The sequence below is a fragment of the Chitinimonas sp. JJ19 genome (assembly GCF_036961565.1).
Lineage (GTDB): Bacteria > Pseudomonadota > Gammaproteobacteria > Burkholderiales > Chitinimonadaceae > Chitinimonas.
Genome location: NZ_JBAMDD010000008.1, coordinates 144,001 through 163,838, shown reverse-complemented (window position 1 = coordinate 163,838; position 19,838 = coordinate 144,001). Strand labels below are relative to the sequence as shown.

Genomic DNA, 19,838 nt, shown 5'->3' with positions numbered 1-19,838 from the left:
GTTTGCCGTGTGCCGGCTCGGCCTGCACTGCGGGCTGGGCTGGGCTTTACCCTGGTGGAACTGCTTGTGGTCCTGTGCGTGGTGGGCTTGCTCAGCGGTATGGTGTTCCCCAATATCAAGCGCTATTCCGAAGGGTTGGCTTTTCGCTTTGATCGGGCCAGGGTGCTGCATGGCCTGGATTCTTTGTCTGAGCGCGTTTATCGGGCCGGTGCCGGTATCAAGCTGGCAACGCCGGAGTCAGCTGAGATGCTCTACAAGGATGGTGCACCCGTGCTGGCTTTGCCGCCGGATTGGCAGCTGACGATTCTTACCCCGGTGATCATGGAGTTCAATGGCCTTTGTGGTGGCGGCAGCCTGCAACTGACGGCACCGGACGGTACGGTTTCGCAGATACGGCTGAAGGCGCCTGATTGCCGCGCCGAGGTGGTGGAATGAGTCGCCTGGTCGGGCAGCAGGGTTTCTCCCTGCTGGAGGCCATCGTCGCGCTGGTGATTGTTTCTACTGTGGGGATGCTGGCCATCGCCTGGATCAACAGTAGCTTTGATGCGCAGTTTCGTCTCAAGGAGCAGTATCGCAAGCAGGTCGCCATGGCGGATGCCATCGAGTTTACCCGCTCCATCAATCCGGCAATTCGCCCCTTTGGCAAGGCTCCCTTGAGGGCGTTCAGGCTGGAGTGGGAGTCCAAGCCGATTGCCGGGCCGCTGGATGGGAGTTCCTATCCGCGAGGTTCCAGTTCGTTCGCGATTTCTGTGCACAAGGTGGACGTCACGGTTTATCGGGATGCCAGGCAGCCTTGGTTCACCTTTACGGTAAATCAGGTGGGTTACAAGCGAACCAAGGATTACACGGAGGCATTCCAAGGCAATGGCTGACCTTTACCTTGTGCTGTCACCGGCTCGCCCGGCTGCTCCGTATCCGCACGTAGCGCTTGGCTCGTTGAGCCAGCGGGGCTTTACCCTGGTCGAGATACTGGTGGTGATGGTGATCACCTCGCTGGTGACGGGCCTGCTGTTTCAATCCATGGCCATGATCAATCGGGCACAGCAGGGTTTCGATGCGCAGTTGGCAGAAATGGGGCGGGGGGGCGTGCGGGCGGAGTGGTATCGCCAATTGGTGGGGGGCCTCGTGCCGGATTACAACGACGGCAAAGACAAGTTTACTGGCGGTGCCATGCGCTTGTCTGGCCTGACCACCATGCCATTGTCGCCACGCTATGGTGCGCCTCAGGCCTTCTCGCTGGTCTTGCGGCCTGATGGCGGGGAGATGACGCTGGTGTACAGGGCGGAGGAGAGTAATGGGGATTTCGAGGTGTATCGCTGGCCTGCGTTGAAGGCGACATTTCGCTATCAGGATGTGGATGGTTCGGAATATGACAGTTGGCCGCCTGTGAGTGCATTGAAGCCGGCGCAGCTGCCAAGCGCCATCACCATACAGTCGGTTGGCGAGGATGCCATTAGCTGGGCTGCGGTACCCCGAGGCGATTTGCAGGATGAGCAAAAGCCTACGCTGCCCTTTGGAGGTGTCTGATGCGATACCTGCGGCGTCGGCAGCGCGGCTACATTCTGGTATTGACCCTATGGATGATGGCGGCCTTTATGATCGCCGCCGCTTATTTTGCTCGCAGTGTCGATGAGGCCAGGCTGTTGCTGGAGGCGGCCGAGCAGAACAATCGCGAACGCATAGTGCTGATGGATGCCGAGGCAGACATCATGTTCCGGCTAGGGGTGGCGCGCATCACGGGGCATGGCTTGGGTGAGGGGGCGGATCTGATGGCCATGGATTCCCGCTATTACCAGGGCAGTGGGGTGCAGATTGCCTTGCAGGATGAGCGGGGATTGCTGCGCCTCAATCGATTGGAGCGAGAGCAGTTTTCGCGTTTGCTGGGTGTATTCGGGGTGCCGTCGCGCGACAGGAATATTCTGCTGGATAGGCTGGCGGACTATAAGGATGCGGACGAATACCGGCATCTGAATGGGGCCGAGCTGCCGGAATACAAGGCGGCTGGTTTGCCTGGGCCGCCTAACCGCGAGCTGCGCAATCCTTATGAACTCAAGAGCGTGCTGGGCTGGTCTGCTTATACGGCGCTGTGGGAGGATGGGCGCTTTATCGAGCTCTTGTCCACCAGCGACCAGGTGGCGCTCAATCCCAATACGGCACCTTGGGAAGTGCTGGCTACGTTGCCAGGCGTGACTGAGGAGGCGGCGAAGGCGGTGATCACCCGGCGCGAAATGCAGCCGATTGCCCATGGCGGGGATTTTTCCGCTATCACCGGTGTCCCTGAGGAACAGTTGCTGTTCAAACTGATCTACCTTCCCGCCGATGAAGTCGCCGTCAATCTGCATGTGCCCGGTGCATCCTGGATTGTAAGGTACAATGTAAGGTTGACGCCGAACGGGCGGTTGATGCCGTGGCAGTTGCGAAACTACATGCGCTTGCCGCTTCCACCTGGACATGTGTTGATAAATGAAACCAAGTTTCCTCCGCTTCCGCCGAGGCCCGCTGCAGCGGCGCTCGTCCCCGTTAATCCGCTGTCAGAGAGCGGGTTGTGAGGTCGTCCGAGCAGGTTTGAGATGGGCCAAGCCAGCTGCGGTGGTTTCTCGTGCGGCCTGTCGTTTTCACTGTTTTGACCTGAAAGATATCCCTCGCCGCCGCCATTCTGCGGCTTTGAAATTGCGGCTGGATCAGTTCAATCCTTATGCCCAGGCTGGTTTTGCCATTGTCTGGCAAGGGGATCGCGCCTTGGTCTGGTATTGGGACGCGGCTTGGATGGAGGGGCTTTGTGCCGAGCGGCCCTTGCTGCGCAATGCCACTGTCTATCCGGAGTCCTTGTTCGGGGTGGTGTCAGCCGATGGCGCCGTCCTGCTGCAGCGCCAGGAGGGAGTGGAGGGGCAGTTTTGGGTGAGCGGCGCCCTGCTGTCCTCTCGCTGGTGGCCGGAATCACCGGCCTTGTCGGCCTGGAATCTGTTCCTGCGTGACAACGGCGCAGCACCCGTTGCCGCGCCGCCTGCGCTGATCAAGACGACGCTGGACAGCGCAGTCTGGGGTGAGCCTTCTGCGATTGATCCATTGCTTGGCACTTACGATCTGCTGGAGACCGTGGCTTATGCGGGCTCCGCCCTTCTGCTGCTCGGTGCAGCCGTCTGGTATCAGGCGCGCATCTCCGGCATTGAGGCGCAGACCAAGATATTGAAGCAGCGCATTGCCCAGAGCCAGAAGGCTGGGAGCAAAAGCGTGGACCTGGAGGCCATGCGGGTGATGCATGCCGATATGGAACGCGTGGCACGAGAGTGGGCCAAGCCCTCCAATCTTGCGTTGATGAATGCGCTGGGCAAGGCTTTACCGACCGATAGCGTCACCTTGATCGACTGGGACTATCAGGCTGGCAAGTTGCGCATGGTGCTATCCAGCAAGGAGACACGATTCCCTACGGAAGATGTGTTGCAGCGCATAGAGAACCTGGGCTTGTTTGAAAATATTCGCAGTGTGGCGGATGCCAATGCCAGGGGGTTGACCTTGTCGCTGGATGTGAAGGGTGCTGTTGTGAAGGAGGATGAGCTTGAATCTTGATCTCTTGCTCCGACGCCTGCGTGAAAACCGGCGCGATCGCATGGCACTGGCGCTGATCATAGGCATACTTGCGCTGTCGCAGGTGTTGGATCTGCTCGACAAGGAGCGAGCTGCGCTGGTCGACTACAAAAAAACGATGCTCAAGGTCAAGAGCCTTTCTGCTGGCGCAGAAGTGGGCCCCTGGGTGAATCAGGAGCGCGCCCTGAATGCGCTCAATCTGGAAGTCGAGGCGCGCACCTGGCAGGACGCATCTTATGCCCTGGCAGAGGCCCATATGCAGGACTGGCTTGAGAAGCAGATGCTGGCGGCCGGAGTCTCGGGGCTGAATATCGTCATGGCCGAGGACCAGAGCCGGGACAACGAAGTGCCAGGCTACTGGCGGGTGGGCGCCAAGGTGGAGTTCAAGTTCACGGTGGACACCCTGCAGCAGGCGCTGGCTCGCCTCTCCATGGGTAAGCCCATGCTGGTGATCGATGGGTTGACCATTCAACGCGGCAATAGCAAGGTCACGCTGGTAGTGAATACCTTGGTACGTAAAGCGCCTGCCGCTCAAGAAAATGGAAAGAATACCTAAATGAAGTATCGCATCGCGTTGTTGACGATCGCGCTACTCGTCGGCTGGACTGCCTGGGTTTGGAAGCAGCCTGTCAAGTTGCCGCCACCGCCTGCCTTGCACACGCAGGTGCCGCCTGCACTCCCGGTTATCCCCGCACTACCTGATGTAGAGGCGCAGGCCAAGAGCCTGAAGGATAGCCGCCTGCTTGGCGAGGGAGAGGTTACGGCAGAGGCTGCGCCACTGACGCCCCCAAATTGGCGGATCGTGGGGGTGTCGAATGTGTCGGGTGAGTGGGTGCTGTATCTACGCATAGATGGCAGGCCGGTGGAAACGCTTCGTGTTGGGGATGTGTTGCCCGGTGGGCACCAAATCATTGCGATCGAGTCGGATCGGATTGGCGTCCAGGTTGGGCGTCATGCCCGCGCTTTGAGGATTTTTAGAGAATGAGTGCTGTTTTGAAACCTAGCCTGTCTTACGCGGTTATCGCTACCTTGCTTGCGGGCTGTGCTACGCCTCCCCCCATGGTGCCGGCTTCGGCAGTCATTGTGCGTGACGGCAGTGAGGCCAGCGCTGCATCACTGGCCGCTGCGGCTAAAAAGCCGACTATCGCGCGCGATACCCCCAAGGCCCTGCCTGATAGCCCGACAAGCAATCAGAAAGGTGGCCCTGCCAAGCCCAAGGTTGACGAAAAGGCCGACATCAGCCTGACCTTCGATCAGATGCCGCTGCCCACGTTTGTCCAGGCGGTATATGGGTCCATCCTGAAGTCCAATTTCAGCATGGACCCCCAGATTGCATCGCGCCAGGATCTGGTGACCTTGCGCACCTCCAAGCCGCAGACCCCATCGGAAGTCGCAGACACGGCACGCCTGGTGCTCAAGGGCTATGGTGTAGCGGTGAACGATATGGGAGGCGGTTTCCTGCGAATCGCACCTGATAGCAACCAGAATGCCTATCTGCCGCAAATACGCCGTGGCCGTGCATTGCCCGATACACCGCTGCCCCTGCGGCCCGTGTTCTATTGGGTGGAAATGTCCACGGTGCGGGGCGGCGAGATCATGTCCTGGCTGCGCACGCTATACGGCAGCCGCCTGCAGATCAACGAGGATGCGCCGCGCAATGCCATCATGCTGAGCGGGCAATCCGAGGATGTGTCCGCTGCGCTGGAGGTGATACGTATCCTGGATCAGCCCACCATGAAGGGCCGCAACAGCATCAAGATATCGCCCGAGTTCTGGGCGGTGGATGATTTCGCCAAGCGCCTGTCCGAGGTGCTGCAGAATGAGGGCTACGGCGTGGGTATCGGGGTGTCGACCTCCACGCCGATTTCCATTCTGCCCATCAATGGCATTGGGTCGTTGCTGGTATTTGGTAGCGATGCCAAGACCTTGGAGCATGTTGCCAAATGGGCGGCCTATCTGGATTCATCGCAAAACAGCCGTAGCGGTGCGGGCTACTTCATTTACAACGTCAAGCATGCCGATGCGCAGGCGATTGCGCAGACTTTGCAGTCCATTATCGCCGGTGGTGCCGCTGCAGCTGGTGGCAAGACTGCTGGTGCGCGCGTGGTGGTCAGTGCGCCTACCAACAGCTTGATACTGCAAGGCAGCGCCGAGGAATACACGCAGTGGTTGAATCTGCTGAAAGACCTGGACAGGCCCGTGAAAACGGCGCTGATCGAGGTCACTGTCGCAGAAGTGAAGCTGGCGGATAAGTTCAGCCTGGGGGTGGAGTGGGAGTGGTCGCGCGCGCCTGCCGATGCGGTGAAAGGTATCACAGGCACTGCGCTAATCAACGCCACCGCAAAGTCCTCGGGCGTGACGGCCAATTTTGTAACGGATCTGGCGCGGCTGAAAGGGAATCTCAGTGCATTGGCCAGTGCCAATCGGGCGACCTTGTTATTTACCCCACGAATCATGGCCCGCAATGGGGAGTCGGCAACGATACAGGTGGGTCAGGAAGTACCCATTATTACCAGCCAGCAGAGTGATTCCAATACCAATACCAATAATGGCGGCCCCTTGCAGACGGTGCAGTACCGTACCTCTGGCGTCGTGCTTAAGGTACGCCCCGTGATTCACGCTGGTGGCAGGGTAGAGCTGGAAATCAGCCAGGAGGTTAGCAGCCCGACTGCGACCGATACCGGTGTGAGCAGCAGCCCAACCTTCAGTACCAAGCGAGTGGACACCAAGCTATCGATACGGGATGGCGCTACCGTGCTGATAGGGGGGCTGATTGAGCAGCGCGGCACCGATAACAATGCGGGCGTCCCCTTCCTGAAAGACCTGCCCTTGGTGGGGCAACTGTTTGGCCGTACCCAGAAGGACGAAGACCGTACCGAGTTGCTGGTGCTGATCACCCCCTACATTCTGAATGATGACTATGAAACCGAAGCGATTAGCGATGCGCTAAGGGCCCAAACCAAGGATGGCTGGGGGCGCGCGACAGCCGATGGCTTGTCTGTTATGCCCAAACGGCCCGTAGCCGCGCCTGCTCTGGAAGCGCCGCAGGCCACGGCGCCATCTGCTCCGCCCCTAACATCGGTTGTGGCTGAGCCCATTGAGCCTGCGCCAGTGACCAGCTTGAGTGATGGTAATAAGGCAGGTGAGGCGACTGCTGTTGAAACACCCAGGGCAGATGCGCCCGTACCGATGCAAGAGACAGCGGGTATCAATGAAGCGGCTCGTCCCGTAGCTGCGCCTGCAGCCTCCCTGCCTGCAACACCCAAGGCGGCAGCACCTAAAGCCGGGGCGCCGAGAGAAACGGTGGTGACTGATAAGGCTTTGCTGGATGAAATACTGCGGGCGGCCAAAGGGCAGGGCAAGTAGTGAATAGTATGGTGGCTGTGGTGTAAATGTTGCAGCTGTCATGGGCGGGAGTGTGGCTTGGGTATCTGCTACATGGTCGTGGTTTTCTTTGAAAAGCTATGTAAGCCCATGATTATGCTGCTGCTTTTCGGGTTTTTGAGCTGATGTGTCATATTGCCAGACAGAAGCCCCGAAAGCCGCGCCGCTGCTGGGAGTTATGGCGTTGACACCCTTCTCCCCTTTGCTATACTGCGCCTGTCTTTCGAAAGACATTACCTAGTTATTAGTCCCACGCCGATCAATCTGGAAGGAAGATCACTGTGAAAACAAAGAATCAAATGATTAAGGCTGCTGTAGCTCTCGCCTTCGCTGGCGTTGCTGCCTCTGCCTTCGCAGTTACCAGCTCGACTGGTAGCCTGACTGCGACCACTGGCGCAACCGTCAAGGTCGCTACCCACATGTTCGGCACCAACTCCGACGAAACCCTGATCCAACTGAGCAACACCAACCTTAACCTGGATCCGGTTACCGTTGCGATGGGCCAACTGGTTACCGTCAAGTACACCCTGGACAAGGGCGCCGTGTTCGGTGAGGCTGTGCGTGTTAGCGCTGCTGAAGCCAATGGTACCAACGACAACGGTACTGACTCGGCAGTTAGCGCTACCAACAATGCCTTCGGTGTCGCTTCTACCGCTCTGGTGTTCAGTACCCCCGTTGGCGGTCAGACCTTCTTCATCTACGACGGCGCCAAGTTCACCAATCCCGTCAAGTTGTCCGGTGGCGAGATCGGTGACAACACCGTGATCATCCAGCTGGAGCTGCAATCGGCTAACGTCGTTGGTACGCTGGGCGTGACCGAGTCGGACTTCAAGTTCGGCGCGATCAAGATCAAGAAGCTGAAGGAAGCTGGTTTTGCTACCGCGGGTACCAAGGTTTCGCTGGGTCAGGAATTCCGCGCTACTACTGCTACCGTGAACGGCATCCAAACGACTACAGCTGTTCCTATGCTGGAATCCAAGGAAGCGCTGTCCGCGACCGTTGTTGGCAATGCCAAGATCGATGCAACCACCAACGGTGCTGACAACTTTGCTACGCCTAGCACTCCCCTGTACATCCAGGTTGGCGATCAGCGTAAGTCCTTCACCCAAACCCCGGCTTCGTTCACCGATGCCAACCGTACTGCTGTGATCGGCCAAGTGTCGCTGAACCTGGTTGCTGGCGTGAACAAGGAAGACGGCGTTGCTTACGACTTCAACGGTTCGGATGACATCAAGCTGACCTTGAGCGGTGCTGAAGCTGGCAAGCTGAAGGCCTTCGTGGGTGCTGCAGCAACTGGCGCTGGCATCTGGTTGTCGGCTGACCCGCTTGAGTGCGAAGCTGGTGACTCGGCTCCGACCGCGTCGGCTGCTGGCCTGCGTTACCTGGCTGCGGTGAATGACACCGCTGGTACCATCACTGTTGCCATCAACTCGGGTTCGGTTGCTTCCAACACCACCCAAGCTACGGCTACCTACAATGTCTGTATCCGTTCCAACGGTACTGACGCTGTGGAAGAAGTGAAGGAACTGGGCTGGAAGCCTTCGTACGAAGTCAACTGGTTCAACCCGCGTTACATCAAGCGCAATGTTGAGCACGAAACACTGGCTCCGCTGGTCAACAACGGTACCACCCTGGCTGTGCCGCTGGTCTACAAGACCGACACCATTGCTGCTGGCTACCAGACCTTCGTTCGTATCCAGAACACTTCGGCCACTGCTGGCCGCGTGACCATCCAGTGCTTCCGCAACAAGGGTAAGGGTTACGAGTTCGACGGCGGTACGCCTGAAGTGGACAGCGTTGTGAAGACTGCTACCCTGCTGAACCTGCTGGGTGCTTACCAGTCGACCGTGCTGGCCGGTAACAAGGTGGTTGAGGCCTGTAACTTCGACGCTCAAGCTGGCAACCAAGACTTCCACTACGTGCGCGTGACCGGCGAATTCCCGACGATGGATGTCGTGCAATTCTCCTTCGCACCGAATGGCACTGTGACCCAGCTGCACACCCACGACTTCAACACCCGTCAGTAATATTTGACGTTAGTTGAAATCTGAAAACGGGGGCTTCGGCCCCCGTTTTTTATTGCCGTAACAAGATGCTGAGTATGCCCTGCAGGGTAGCGATTGCTGGGGCCTCGCAGCGTCATCGGGTCGCGTCTACCCACTGCCAGCGTATTGCGTGCCCGACTATCTGGGGACGTTGCTTTCTCGAGGGTGAGGGGGTGAAAGCTGCTTGTGGTTGTGGCTTAGTAGAGGATGGTCTTATAGATGCGCACTTTTCAATGCCTTTACATTTGCTATGCAAAATCAGCAGGTTAGCTTATGGCGATGCCTTGTTCGACGCTGGTCATGGCGCGCAGAGATACCTTTGCTGACGGGACATCAGTACGTTGTCGGCTCCAGTATCCCCGCAATGGTGTTGATCGAGGTGGATTTCAGAAGGACTGTACCAGTTTGTATTGGCCGCGGTTGACGACGTCTTCTAGCGAGGTGCCGTAGCCGACGTAGAGCGTGGTGCCGGCGGGGAGCCAGCGGATGTCCATGGCGGTGAGGGCGCTGAAGGTGATGGCGCCGGGGGCGGTGAGGGTGCTGAGTTCGGCCGGTATGTCACTCCAGCCTTGGCGGGTGCGGTAGTACCACTTTGTTCCTACCAGTGCGGCTTGGTAGATTTTCATGGGGCCGGTTTGGGCGATCTGGATGTGTGCAGTGCCGAAATAGCTGAACTGGCTGCCGGTATGGTCATAATTGATGAGGTCGCGGTCTATGCGGCCTTGGGCGTTGGTGGTGAAGTTCAGGCGGCGTATATTGTTTGCGCTATCACTATCGTTTCCGCCATAGTATTTATTGGGATCGTAGGGGTAGCGTGGCTGGTCGGATTGTAGCCAGAGCTCGACTTGGTTCTGGGTGCTTGCCAGTGGTACAAAAGGGGCGCCTGTGACCAGGGGGCCGGTGCTGCCGTTGGGGTAGAACTCGATGCGCTTGGCACCGATGCTGGAGTAGTTGTCCAGTCTTGGGGTGATATTGCCGTTGCTGGCCTGTTCGGCGATAAGCGCGTATTCGATCCGGTTTAGTGGGGCGAGGCTGCCGCCCTGGACGGTGAACTCTTGTTTGGCGGCGACTTTGCCTTTTACTACGGCTTGTATCTGCCATTTTCCGTTAAAAGGGAAGTTCTTGCGCGGTAGCGCCGTGCCACCTGCGCTGCTGCGGGCTGTGGTGTCGTAGGTTTCCCAGGTGGTGCCAGCCGGTGTGATGAAGCGCCAGGCGATGGCATCGCCGATGGTGAGGCTGTTCCAGGCCAGGTTGAAGTAGAAGTAGGCGTTGGTGGAGACGTCCAGCGTCTGTAGTGCGGGAGGCGGGGTGCCGCCGTTGTCGAAGCGGTCGGCGATCAATATGCGCATGCCGCTGCTGCCGGGCTCCAGCAAGGCGTTGCTGTGGTCGGGCAGGGTGATCATGCCACGCCCGCCGTAGAGCTCGGCGCAGATGGCGATGTCGTCGCCGGTGAGATCCTCTATCTCACTGAGGTAGGGGGCGGCGTAGAGTATGGAGTAGGGGTCGTCGCTATGATGGAAGTTCAGCAGATGACCCAGCTCGTGCCGGGCGGCACGGATGCCGCCATTATCCAGGCGGCTACGCAATGAGGACTGGGTGCTGTTGATGTTGATGCGTATGGCGCCGCCTGAGAAGTAGGGGTAGGGCATGCGGCTACCAAATCGGGGGCCGGCATCCATGAAGGCAAAATCACCTATGTCCTTGTAGCCGACCACCACGATTTCGTTGGCATTGTTGACATCTACCGAGGTGACGCCGCCATAGGTGCCGGTGACTTGGCAGACGTTCTCCCAGTCGGCAAACGCATTCTTGAAGAAGTTGATGATCTCGTTATCGCTGACATCGCTTGGCCGGCCGCTGGGGTTGTAATACCAGGTTACCTGGCCATTGGCCCAGCGGGCGGGCATGTCATAGAGCAGCACGCCCTTGGGGGTGACGGGGCTGGCGGCGGCGGGCAACCTAGCCGCCTGGGGTGGGTGCACCATGCGTGCCGGATCGAGGATGGGCGCGGGCGGCTCGGCGGCCCAGCAAGCGTTGGCCAGACTGATGGCTACCAGGGAACGGCGGCTGCAAGCGTGAAACATGATGGTCTCCATGCAACGGATGCGACGAGGCTATGTTGGCAGTATACGAGCTTGGCCGACGCTGTGTACCTACCGCTGCGGTGAGCAGGGTGCTCGGCCTAGTTAGCGGCTGGCACCGGACCTGCTCCTGCCATTTCCATCGTGCGCCGACCATAGTGAGGAGCGGCCATTGGCGCCGCTAACAAAACACGGCCGGCAGTGTGGTGCGAGTTTGCCTTATCCACGCCATCTGCTGCTTGGCTTGGTCAGGACCGCAGTGCTGCGGGGCGCGCGGCGCTCAGGTAGCCGGGTTGGCAGGTGGCGGTGCTGCGCCGCTGGCGGCAGCGGGACGGCGGGGGATGCGGTGGTAGTTGAGCAACTGGTAGTGCTGCGGGCGCGCTTCGCTGCCCCAATATACGTCCACCTGTATGACCTCCAGCCGGGGGGCATCGGGTAGGCGCTTGTATAGGCCTTCGTCCAGCAGGGGGTAGGGGGTGCTGGTGATACGGTAGGTGTAGCGGGTGCCGTTGTAGATTTCCTCCGCCTCATCGCCCTTGATGTCGGCGTTCTTGCTGGCCAGGGTTTCGTCCAGCTTGCTGCGGGCCAGCGTGGCGGCAACCGCTTGGTCCTGTGCGCGCTGGGTGAGGCGCAGCGAGCCGCTGTAGGCGATCAGAAGGCTGGCCAACCCGAGGCCCAGTATGGTCAGGGCTACCAGGACTTCCAGCAGGGTGAAGCCGCGCTGTCCCTGGGTCTGTCTAGACATCGGGTGTCTCGCTGGCGAGGGGCTGGATGCTCAGGCGGCCGGTATGGGGGGAGATATGAAACTGCCAGCCGGAGTGGGATGGGCCTTGCAGGGCAAAACGCAGGCTGCTGGCGCTGCCGTCAGCCAGGAATTCCAGGCTCAGTATTGCCGGTGGGTCCGCCGGGGCTGTCGCTGGATCGGCCGTGGCCGCTACCTCTGGTAGCGCGACAAACTGCCAGCCCTCGGGAGGGCGCCAGTCGCCACGCGGGGTGTGCAGGACGTTGGCGTCGATATCGATATCGGCAGCCTGGGTCTTGCGGCGGAACACGGCATCGCTGCGCAGGCGATCTATCTGTTCCACCAACTGCCGGGGTAGATCCCGTTCCGGCGAGGGCTGCAGCATGGCCCACAGGCGGGGGCCGGTGAGGCTGGCGGCGATGGCCAGCAAGGCCATCACTACCATCAGCTCCAGCAGGGTAAAGCCATGCCGATGGGCGTGGCTACTGGGCCTTGTCCGTGTCACTGCCGGCTTCCCAATTCGTCAGGTCGGCGTCGTTGCCCTCGCCACCCTCCTTGTTGTCGGCACCGTTGGACCATAGATCGAAATCGCCGTGTTCACCGGGGGCGCGGTACTGGAATACATTGCCCCAGGCATCCCTGGGCGTTTTCTTGAGATAGGGGCCACGCCAGCGATTGGCGCCGGGGGTGTCTTCTGCCGGGGCGGTCTGCAACAGCAGCAGGCCTTCCTCGGTAGTGGGATAGCGGCCGATATCGAGGCGGAACGCATCCAGTGCCGTCTCCAGCGCAGTGAGCTGGGTACGGGTGGCGTCGAGCTTGGCGCCATCCACCTTGCCGAACAACTTGGGTACCACGATGGAGGCCAGGAGGCCCAGTATGACCATCACGATCAGGAGTTCGATCAGGGTAAAGCCGAGTGCGCGGCGGGCGTGTGGTTTGTGCATAGATTTCCTGGTATTGCGCGGATGGCGAGCTGTATGCCTGGATGGTAGCGGGTTTTGCAGCGGACTAGCGCGTGAATGCCTTACAGGCCCATGTCGTTGATGGAAAAGATGGCCGATAGCATGGACAAAACAATGGCGCCGATCAAGCCACCCATGATGATGATCATGGTGGGCTCGAACAATGCGATCAGGCGCTTGGCCGCCTTGCGTACATCGGCGTCGTATTGCTCGGCCACTTTGATCAGCATGGCGCCGACATCGCCGGTCTCCTCTCCCACGCTGACCAGATTGGACAGCAGGGGCGGAAAGAACGGGTCGTTGCGCATCGGTGCCGCCAGCCCTTCGCCGTCGCGTATGCCGCGTTCCAGCCGGCCGAGTGCCTGGTTGACGTGGATATTTTCGGATAGCCGCGAAACGATGTGCAAGGCCTTGAGTATGGGTACGCCGGCCTGCAAAAGGGTTCCCATGGTCCGACAGGCGCGACTGAGGTTGGCCTTAAGCAGCAGGGAGCCCAGTAACGGCAGGCGCAGCACCAGGCCGTGCCACCATAGCTGGCCAGGGCGGGTGCGGCCATAGGCCCAGGCGGTGAGGCCCAGTATTAGTCCGGCGGCTAGTAGTTCCAGGCCATGCTGGCTTAGCAGGCTGGAGGCACCGATGAGGAAGGCGGCGCTGCCGGGCAGCTCCTGCCCCATGCTGTCGAAGACATCGGCAAACTTGGGAATGACGGCCAGCGTCAGTACGGCGATGGCAGAAATGCCAAACAGCAACAGGGTGATGGGGTAGATGGAGGAGGAGATGAGGAAGTTGCGGAACTCGATGCTGCGTTCGTAGAACTCGATCAGACGTCGCAAGGTCAGCGGCAGGATGCCGCCCTCTTCACCCGCCCGTACCATATTGACGTACAGCCCGGGAAAGGTTGCACCATGGCGCTCGAATGCGGCGGCCAGGGTACTGCCGCGCTCGATGTCGAGCAGCAGCTCGCCGACAATATGGCGTGCAGACTCGCCGGGCAGGGTGCCGCGCAGCAGCTTGAGCGCCCTGTCTATGGGCAGACCGGCATCCAGCAGGCTGCCCAGTTGTTCAGTCAGCTCCAGTACCTGGCTGCGGCTGAGGCGTGCCGCTGGCCGCTGGGTCAGCAACTGGCTCAGGCTGACACGGGGCTTGATGGAGAGTATCTGGAAGCCATCTGCCCGCAAGGCGGCTTCGGCTTGTGCCAGGTCACTGGCCTCAAGGCGGCCGCTGACCTCGCGGTCGGTGTTGGCCAGGCGGATGCGGTAGTTGAACTGCACTAACCGTCCTCCCGCGTGACGCGGCCCAGTTCTTCCAGGGTGGTCTCGCCTGCCAGGGCCTTGAGTATGCCGGCCTGGCGCATGGTGCGTACCCCTTCCGACAGGGCGATGCTGCGCAGCTCGGTGCTGGGTGCCTTGCGCAGGATGGCAGATTTGATGGCCTCGGTGACCGGCATGATCTCGTAGATGCTCTGCCTGCCGCTGTAGCCGGTATGGCTGCAGTGGCCGCAGCCGCGACCATGCCACAGCGTGGTGGCCGCGTCGGCCTGGTAGCCCTCCTGCGCCAGGAACAGGCGGTCGGCTGTGTCGGCGGGGCGGGGCTCGCGGCAGTGCGGACAGATCAGCCTGACCAGACGCTGGGCCAGCACCATGATGAGGCTACTGGCGATCAGATAGCTCTCCGCTCCCATGTCCTGCAGCCGATGGGGGGCGCTGAAGCTGTCGTTGGTGTGCAGGGTGGATAGCACCAAGTGGCCGGTCAGGGCGGATTGGATGGCGATGTCCACGGTCTCGGGGTCGCGGATTTCACCGATCATGATGATGTCCGGGTCTTGCCGCACAATGGCGCGCAAGGCGCGGGCAAAGGTCAGGTCTATCTGCGGCTTGACCTGGACCTGGTTGATGCCGTGTATCTGGTACTCCACCGGGTCTTCCACCGTGATGACCTTGACGTCGGGGCGGTTGATCTCGGACAGGGCTGCGTAGAGCGAGGTGGTCTTGCCCGAGCCGGTGGGGCCGGTCACCAGGATCATGCCGTGGGGTTGGGCGATGGCATGGCGAAAGGCTGCCAGGGTGTCGGGTTCGAAGCCCAGCCGTGCCAGCGACAGACTGGCATCACGCTGGTCCAGCAGGCGGATGGCCATGCTCTCGCCGTAGACCGTGGGCAGGGTGGACACCCGCATATCGATCTCGCGCTCGCCCAGCGCCATCTTGATGCGGCCGTCCTGCGGCAGGCGTCGCTCGGCGATGTTCATTCTTGCCCTGAGCTTGAGGTGCGAGATGGTAGGCAGGAACATGCGCCGGGGGGGTGATTCCACATCGTGCAGCACACCATCGAGCCGGTAGCGGACCTTGAAGACGTCCTGGTAGATCTCCAGATGGATATCGGAGGCGCCGCGTTCGGCCGCTGTCTGTATCAGGTATTGGGCTAGCCTGACCACCGGTGCGTCTTCGGCCTGGCTGCGCAGGCTTTCCAGATCGTCCTCGTCGCCGGTTTGGGCGTCTTCGGGGGTATTGGCCATGCTGCGGCCGTCCTGCTGGCCTGCCAATAGGGCAAGGCCCTGGGCAATCAGCTCGGGGGATGCCAGGGCCAGGTGCAGCTCGCGCTGGCCGGCAAACTGCCTGAGTGCTTCCAGCGCTGTCCAGTTGAGGGGGTAGCTGCAGGCGACCTTCAGGGTTTCGCCATCGAAACCCAGCGGCAGTAGGCTGTTGGCGGCCAGAAAGGTGCTGGGCACGCCCTGCATGGGCAGGGGTGGCGGGTCCAGTGCGTCGGCGCCCAGCAGGGGCAGTCCCAGTTGCCGGGCTGCCGCTGCCAGATCCAGCGGCGGGAGTGGGGGCGTGGCGATCATCTACTTGGGCGGGTTGTTCTGCTGGTTTTGTTGATTCTGCTGATTGCGCCTGGCCAGCTGTATGGCTTCCAACAGGGTCATGCCGGTGGGGGCGGGCGTGGCAGGCTGGTTGGTCTCGGGCTGCTGGCCGGGTTGCGGCGCTGCCGGGTTGCTGGCAGGAGGGTCCTGTACCGGCGGGGCGGCGATGACGGGGGCTGGCAGTGGCTGGATTTCGGCCGGGGCAGCTGGGCTAGCCTCGCCATTGTCGTTGACGATGGTGGGCACGGGGGCGGCCAGTACGATGGCGACCTGGTCGGGCGGTGGCAGGGCCGTGCCGACGGCCGGCCGGCCCTTGACGATCTGGTAGGGCAGGGTAGTGGTGCCGCTGCCGGCATCCAGTACCACCTCGCTGGCATTGATCTGGCTGATGCGGTATTCACCCAGGTTGTCGCCCACGCCGACCAGCCGCAAGGGCCGGGCCGGCTTACCGGCCTGCGGCGGTGCCTGCAGCTTGGGCGACAGCACCTCCAGCAGGGCCTTACGGGTGCTGCCCGCCAGGATGATGCCCCGAACCCTGACCTCGGACTCGGTCAGTGCCGGCGGCGGCGGTGGCGGTGGGACCGGCGGCTGCCAGCTTTGCCGCTTGGGGTCGAAGGGGTTGCTAGTGACGATGCGTTCCAGGCTGGGCTTGGCGGGTTGGGCCTGGACTGGTGGGGCCGGGGGGGTGGCTTGGGCCAGCGAGCCGGCAAACAGTAGGGCGATCATCATGGCATCTTGCTCCCTGCGGGCAATGCTGCTTTGAGTGGCTTGCCGGGGCGATTATCCACCTTGGGCGGAAAATAAAGTGCGGCCAGCTCCAGCTGCACCCGGAACTGCTGGCGCGCCACACCGTCGGCGGCATTGATGTCGATACGTGTCATGCGCTGCAGGCGGCCGCTGCTGTTCACCAACTGGTGGATGGTTAGCAGCTGCTGCGGTATGGCCGAGAAAGTGAGGGTTAGACCTAGCTGGCTGGGCTGGCCGCGGCTGATGCTGCCGGGCTGGGCAGTGGCGTCGCTGATGCCCTGGCTGCTTAGCTGGCTCAGCCATTCCTGTTGCCAGGAAGCCTGGGCAGCTTCGGCAGTGGCGCCCTGCAGGGCGTTCTGCAGCATGGCGGCATGCTCGGGCTGGCTATCGCGCAGGCCTTGTTCTATGCGTTTTTTCTGCTCGGCCAGGGTCTTGATCTCGGCCAGGTCTGCGGCAGCGCGGCCATGCAGCTTGCGCTGTCCGGCCAGCTCGGCCAGTGTGCCATCCAGCCACAGCAGGCAGCCCAGCAGCACGATGGCCAGCACGCCCAGCACCTTGAAGCCCAGCAGCCGGTACAGCCGCTCAAGGTTGCGGCGCCAGCGGGGCCAGGGTGATAGCCGGGGCAGCCGCATGGGCTCAGGAGGCTTGGGCAGGCTTGCGGACATGGAATTCCAGACTGAACTGTTTGGGTGGGTCTATGGTGGGGGCCGGTTTGCCAGTATCCAACTGCACCAGGCCCAGCGGCTTCAGCCGTTTCTGCATGTCGGCCTGGCTGGCACCTTCACCGGCGATCAACACCTGCTTGCCATCATGGCGATAGCGGGTGAGCCAGCTGCCGTCGGGCAGCAGGGGGGTGGACTGGGCCAGCGCATCAAGCAGGGCAGGTCCGCGGGCAAAACTCTCGGCAGCCAGCAATTGCTCGCGCAGCGTCAAGAGTTCGCGGCGCTTGGCCTGCAGGCGCTTGTGGGCGGGCTGCAGCTTGTCTGTGGCATCGTTGAGCTTCTCGGTGTCGGCCCGGAGTTTCTGCTGCTGCCAATGCAGGCCACCCATGCCGGCAACCAGCAGCAGGCCGACCGCTGCGACCCAGGGTGTAAAGCGTGAGACCAGCCAGTCGCGCGAGGGCGGCTGCCACCAGCCCCTGGCGCCGGCCAGCCAATGGCTGAATACCTGTTGGGACAGATCGGGCGTGGCCTGCGGGCTGAGTACATGGCGGCTGCTCAGCGTGGCTTCCAGCTGGGCCTGTTGCTCGGCAGGGAAGCCGGAATGCAGCACGGGCGTGCCTTCGCCGTGCCCCAGGCTGGCCAGCAGCAGTGACAGCCGTTGCGGCCAGCCAGTCTGGGCGGTGCTGAGGGAGGCGACGGTGATGGGTATGCCGGCACCATCGCAACGCCAGACGATCAACTGACTGGCCTGGCACCAGAGCCAGTAGGCATTGCGGGTGGCTTGGCTGGCCTGGGCCAGCAATTGCGCCGCTGGGTAGCACTCCTGCAAGCGCATGCCCAGCTTGTCGAGTGTGGTACGCAGGTTCTGCAGCTCGCTGGCGGCGATCCAGCACAGCCTGAGCTCGTCGGCCGGGCCGGCCTGGCTGCAGATGGCCAGCGAGGCGGCTGGGTAGGGTAGCTGGCTCGCCAGTAGTTCGGCCTCCTGCTCCTGGGGGGCCAGGGTTTTGCTGCGCGGTGCCTGCAGCAGCCCGCCACTGGCGGCGTCGGGCACGGCCAGTACCCGGCAGCCTGGGGGGACACCCCATGCCAGCAGGCAGGGGCGCAGGGTGCCGGGCAGTTGTTCCAGCAAGGGGGCTTCGCCGCTGTCCAGCCGCCAGGGCAGGGTGGCGTGCTCGGCACGATACCAGCCGCGCCAGTCACGGCGGAAAAGACTGACCTCGAGATGAGCGGCATTCAGGACTATGACCAGTTTCACGGCGGGCTCGTTGTATTGCTGCGGCTATCTTCGGTTTCGGTGAGCAGTATCAGGGCTTGGCTGTGCCAGCCGCTGTCGCGCCTGAGCAACTGCACTTCGGCATACAGCGGACTGCCATCCAGCTTGAGCCGTGCCAGCAAGGCTGTGCCAGGGGAGAGAAAGCGGCCGCTATCGCCACCGAAAGTGTCCAGCCATAGCTTTCTATCGACCTTGCCGTCAGAGCGCAAGCGTTTGAGCGTTGCCAGTTGTTCCGCAGTGTAGCCTGTCAGGGCGGCGACCACAGGCAGGGGTGTGGTTTCGGGGTCTACCCATTTGCCGCCGCTGCCCAGGGTGATGAGGTCATAAAAGCCGGGGCTGTCGCTACCTGATTCGCTGGCTTGCAGCAAGACGGGGGGCAGGCCGGCGATGTCACGGAAACTGCTGCGGTCGGTAAAGCCGGTATCGGGCCGGGCGGCAACGATGAGGCCGGCGTACTGTGCGGCGGCTTCGGGTGCTATGCCCAGCTCCAGCAACAAGCGGGTGTATTCCTTTTCGTCCAGCAGGTTGAAGTCGGGCTGGGCGGCGCGGTCTTCCAGGGTGATGCGGACCTGCTGCTCGCCTACCGCGACTTCCTGCTCGTCTCCGGCGCCCCAGCGCGGCAGCTTGCCCAATACCGGGTCGCTGGCATTTGCGGGGGCTGCCAGTTGCTGTGCCAGATCAAGCTGGGCCAGCAGCAGGGAATGGGCAGCCTGCAGGGTGTGCTCGTCCTGGGTGCCGCTGACCTGGTTGATCACCAGTTGCATGCCTAGCCGTTCGCGGTAAGCCACGGTCAGGGCCAGGCTGGCCAGGGCGATCAGCACGGCCATGACGTACAGCAGGACATAGCCTGACTGGCCGGCAGCAGGCCGGGCATGGGCAGGTGTACGCAATGGGCTAGCCACGGCTGAAGACCAGTGGCGGGAGTGCGAAATAGCTGCCCCCTATGAGGAGCCGGAAGGCCACGGGCGGTGTGCCTGCGCTGCTGTCCAGCCAGCGGTAGGCGGTAGGCTGGCGCTCGCTGTCTCCCTGGGCGGTAGCGGGGGCGGGGCTGTCTGGATCAGCCAACAGGTATTCGAAGCGACATTGCGTCAGTTGGTCCAGCAGGGTCTCGGCCTGGATGGCAGGTTCTCCGTCGCTGGCCGCGACGGCCTTGTCGGTCTTGGGGAGCTCGGTACTGATCAGCTCCAGCCGCCAGGTTTGCTCTTCGTCCTGCTGGCAGCGCAGGCCCTGCTGCACGGCGTCCTTCCTGCCTACCCATAGCTCGGTATCGCTACCCTTGGCAATGGCTTGGCCGGGGGCAAAGCGCAGGCGCAGATAGCTGGCCACGGCCTGCATTTCTTGTAGTTCGCTATAGAAGGCGCGGGTTCGTTGGGTGTGCTGCAGGCCCATGCGGAAGGCGCTGGACAGGGCAATGCCTATGGTGGCCGCCAGCAGCATGGCGATCAATAGCTCGATCAGCGTGAAACCCTGTTGGCGGCGGCGGGGTTGGGGCATGGTGCG

The 19,838-nt window shown here is 61.7% G+C and carries 20 protein-coding genes; 9 read left to right on the top strand and 11 right to left on the bottom strand.

Going from position 1 to position 19,838, the window contains the following annotated elements:
• The first annotated feature begins 9 nt into the window (after window positions 1-9).
• The 9 genes from V7714_RS12090 (at window position 10) to V7714_RS12050 (ending at window position 8,996) form a co-directional block, all read left to right on the top strand.
• Entirely contained in the window at window positions 10-435 is a 426-nt protein-coding gene (locus V7714_RS12090) for a prepilin-type N-terminal cleavage/methylation domain-containing protein (protein WP_335709942.1), read from the top strand.
• The gene (locus V7714_RS12085) at window positions 432-872 is read left to right on the top strand and encodes a PulJ/GspJ family protein (protein WP_335709941.1); all 441 of its coding nucleotides are present in this window, start codon (window positions 432-434) and stop codon (window positions 870-872) included. Before V7714_RS12090 ends, V7714_RS12085 begins: the two co-directional genes overlap by 4 nt.
• Window positions 865-1,527, top strand: coding sequence for a PulJ/GspJ family protein (locus V7714_RS12080; RefSeq protein WP_335709940.1), 663 nt, complete (start codon window positions 865-867; stop codon window positions 1,525-1,527). Before V7714_RS12085 ends, V7714_RS12080 begins: the two co-directional genes overlap by 8 nt.
• Window positions 1,527-2,549, top strand: a complete 1,023-nt coding sequence (locus tag V7714_RS12075; protein ID WP_335709939.1) for a general secretion pathway protein GspK — start codon at window positions 1,527-1,529, stop codon at window positions 2,547-2,549. Before V7714_RS12080 ends, V7714_RS12075 begins: the two co-directional genes overlap by 1 nt.
• A 121-nt stretch (window positions 2,550-2,670) precedes the next feature.
• A complete protein-coding gene (locus V7714_RS12070) occupies window positions 2,671-3,567 on the top strand; it encodes a hypothetical protein (protein WP_335709938.1) in 897 nt (298 codons plus the stop codon).
• Window positions 3,557-4,141, top strand: coding sequence for a GspMb/PilO family protein (locus V7714_RS12065; RefSeq protein WP_335709937.1), 585 nt, complete (start codon window positions 3,557-3,559; stop codon window positions 4,139-4,141). Before V7714_RS12070 ends, V7714_RS12065 begins: the two co-directional genes overlap by 11 nt.
• Window positions 4,142-4,570, top strand: a complete 429-nt coding sequence (locus V7714_RS12060) for a hypothetical protein (RefSeq protein WP_335709936.1) — start codon at window positions 4,142-4,144, stop codon at window positions 4,568-4,570.
• A complete protein-coding gene (locus tag V7714_RS12055) occupies window positions 4,567-6,951 on the top strand; it encodes a secretin N-terminal domain-containing protein (protein WP_335709935.1) in 2,385 nt (794 codons plus the stop codon). Before V7714_RS12060 ends, V7714_RS12055 begins: the two co-directional genes overlap by 4 nt.
• A 437-nt stretch (window positions 6,952-7,388) precedes the next feature.
• Window positions 7,389-8,996 carry a hypothetical protein gene (locus V7714_RS12050; protein WP_335709934.1) on the top strand — a complete coding sequence of 536 codons (1,608 nt, stop codon included), beginning with the start codon at window positions 7,389-7,391 and terminating at the stop codon, window positions 8,994-8,996.
• 404 nt (window positions 8,997-9,400) lie between these two features.
• Here V7714_RS12050 and V7714_RS12045 read toward each other — a convergent pair whose 3' ends face one another.
• The 11 genes from V7714_RS12045 to V7714_RS11995 all read right to left on the bottom strand — a co-directional run bounded on the left by V7714_RS12045 (window position 9,401) and on the right by V7714_RS11995 (window position 19,832).
• Window positions 9,401-11,098, bottom strand: a complete 1,698-nt coding sequence (locus V7714_RS12045) for a matrixin family metalloprotease (protein ID WP_335709933.1) — start codon at window positions 11,096-11,098, stop codon at window positions 9,401-9,403.
• Window positions 11,099-11,375: 277 nt separating this feature from the next.
• Window positions 11,376-11,840: a type IV pilus modification PilV family protein gene (locus V7714_RS12040; protein WP_335709932.1), complete on the bottom strand. Its 465-nt coding sequence runs from the start codon at window positions 11,838-11,840 to the stop codon at window positions 11,376-11,378.
• Complete coding sequence (locus V7714_RS12035; protein ID WP_335709931.1) at window positions 11,833-12,342, bottom strand: prepilin-type N-terminal cleavage/methylation domain-containing protein; 510 nt, start codon at window positions 12,340-12,342, stop codon at window positions 11,833-11,835. Before V7714_RS12035 ends, V7714_RS12040 begins: the two co-directional genes overlap by 8 nt.
• Window positions 12,320-12,781, bottom strand: coding sequence for a type II secretion system major pseudopilin GspG (gspG, locus tag V7714_RS12030; RefSeq protein WP_335709930.1), 462 nt, complete (start codon window positions 12,779-12,781; stop codon window positions 12,320-12,322). Before gspG ends, V7714_RS12035 begins: the two co-directional genes overlap by 23 nt.
• A gap of 80 nt (window positions 12,782-12,861) precedes the next feature.
• Window positions 12,862-14,070 carry a type II secretion system F family protein gene (locus V7714_RS12025; protein ID WP_335709929.1) on the bottom strand — a complete coding sequence of 403 codons (1,209 nt, stop codon included), beginning with the start codon at window positions 14,068-14,070 and terminating at the stop codon, window positions 12,862-12,864.
• On the bottom strand, window positions 14,070-15,638 hold the full coding sequence (locus V7714_RS12020; protein WP_335709928.1) for a GspE/PulE family protein: 1,569 nt from the start codon (window positions 15,636-15,638) through the stop codon (window positions 14,070-14,072). The genes V7714_RS12025 and V7714_RS12020 overlap by 1 nt, the downstream gene beginning before the upstream one ends.
• Window positions 15,639-16,385, bottom strand: a complete 747-nt coding sequence (locus V7714_RS12015; RefSeq protein ID WP_335709927.1) for a hypothetical protein — start codon at window positions 16,383-16,385, stop codon at window positions 15,639-15,641.
• On the bottom strand, window positions 16,382-17,068 hold the full coding sequence (locus V7714_RS12010) for a hypothetical protein (protein ID WP_335709926.1): 687 nt from the start codon (window positions 17,066-17,068) through the stop codon (window positions 16,382-16,384). The genes V7714_RS12015 and V7714_RS12010 overlap by 4 nt, the downstream gene beginning before the upstream one ends.
• Window positions 17,040-18,320 (bottom strand): PilN domain-containing protein, encoded by a 1,281-nt coding sequence (locus V7714_RS12005; RefSeq protein WP_335709925.1) that lies wholly within the window; start codon window positions 18,318-18,320, stop codon window positions 17,040-17,042. The genes V7714_RS12010 and V7714_RS12005 overlap by 29 nt, the downstream gene beginning before the upstream one ends.
• Window positions 18,317-19,240: a hypothetical protein gene (locus V7714_RS12000; protein ID WP_335709924.1), complete on the bottom strand. Its 924-nt coding sequence runs from the start codon at window positions 19,238-19,240 to the stop codon at window positions 18,317-18,319. Before V7714_RS12000 ends, V7714_RS12005 begins: the two co-directional genes overlap by 4 nt.
• Window positions 19,233-19,832, bottom strand: a complete 600-nt coding sequence (locus tag V7714_RS11995) for a prepilin-type N-terminal cleavage/methylation domain-containing protein (protein WP_335709923.1) — start codon at window positions 19,830-19,832, stop codon at window positions 19,233-19,235. Before V7714_RS11995 ends, V7714_RS12000 begins: the two co-directional genes overlap by 8 nt.
• Between the last annotated feature and the right edge of the window lie 6 nt (window positions 19,833-19,838).

What these genes read in the sequence shown, in the direction of transcription:
- V7714_RS12085 (WP_335709941.1), top strand. Translation starts at nt 432, where the DNA reads ATGAGTCGCCTGGTCGGGCAGCAGGGTTTCTCCCTGCTGGAGGCCATC.
- V7714_RS12080 (WP_335709940.1), top strand. Translation starts at nt 865, where the DNA reads ATGGCTGACCTTTACCTTGTGCTGTCACCGGCTCGCCCGGCTGCTCCG.
- V7714_RS12075 (WP_335709939.1), top strand. Translation starts at nt 1,527, where the DNA reads ATGCGATACCTGCGGCGTCGGCAGCGCGGCTACATTCTGGTATTGACC.
- V7714_RS12060 (WP_335709936.1), top strand. Translation starts at nt 4,142, where the DNA reads ATGAAGTATCGCATCGCGTTGTTGACGATCGCGCTACTCGTCGGCTGG.
- V7714_RS12055 (WP_335709935.1), top strand. Translation starts at nt 4,567, where the DNA reads ATGAGTGCTGTTTTGAAACCTAGCCTGTCTTACGCGGTTATCGCTACC.
- V7714_RS12050 (WP_335709934.1), top strand. Translation starts at nt 7,389, where the DNA reads ATGTTCGGCACCAACTCCGACGAAACCCTGATCCAACTGAGCAACACC.
- V7714_RS12045 (WP_335709933.1), bottom strand. Translation starts at nt 11,098, where the DNA reads ATGTTTCACGCTTGCAGCCGCCGTTCCCTGGTAGCCATCAGTCTGGCC.
- V7714_RS12040 (WP_335709932.1), bottom strand. Translation starts at nt 11,840, where the DNA reads ATGTCTAGACAGACCCAGGGACAGCGCGGCTTCACCCTGCTGGAAGTC.
- gspG (WP_335709930.1), bottom strand. Translation starts at nt 12,781, where the DNA reads ATGCACAAACCACACGCCCGCCGCGCACTCGGCTTTACCCTGATCGAA.
- V7714_RS12020 (WP_335709928.1), bottom strand. Translation starts at nt 15,638, where the DNA reads ATGATCGCCACGCCCCCACTCCCGCCGCTGGATCTGGCAGCGGCAGCC.
- V7714_RS12015 (WP_335709927.1), bottom strand. Translation starts at nt 16,385, where the DNA reads ATGATGATCGCCCTACTGTTTGCCGGCTCGCTGGCCCAAGCCACCCCC.
- V7714_RS12010 (WP_335709926.1), bottom strand. Translation starts at nt 17,068, where the DNA reads ATGTCCGCAAGCCTGCCCAAGCCTCCTGAGCCCATGCGGCTGCCCCGG.
- V7714_RS11995 (WP_335709923.1), bottom strand. Translation starts at nt 19,832, where the DNA reads ATGCCCCAACCCCGCCGCCGCCAACAGGGTTTCACGCTGATCGAGCTA.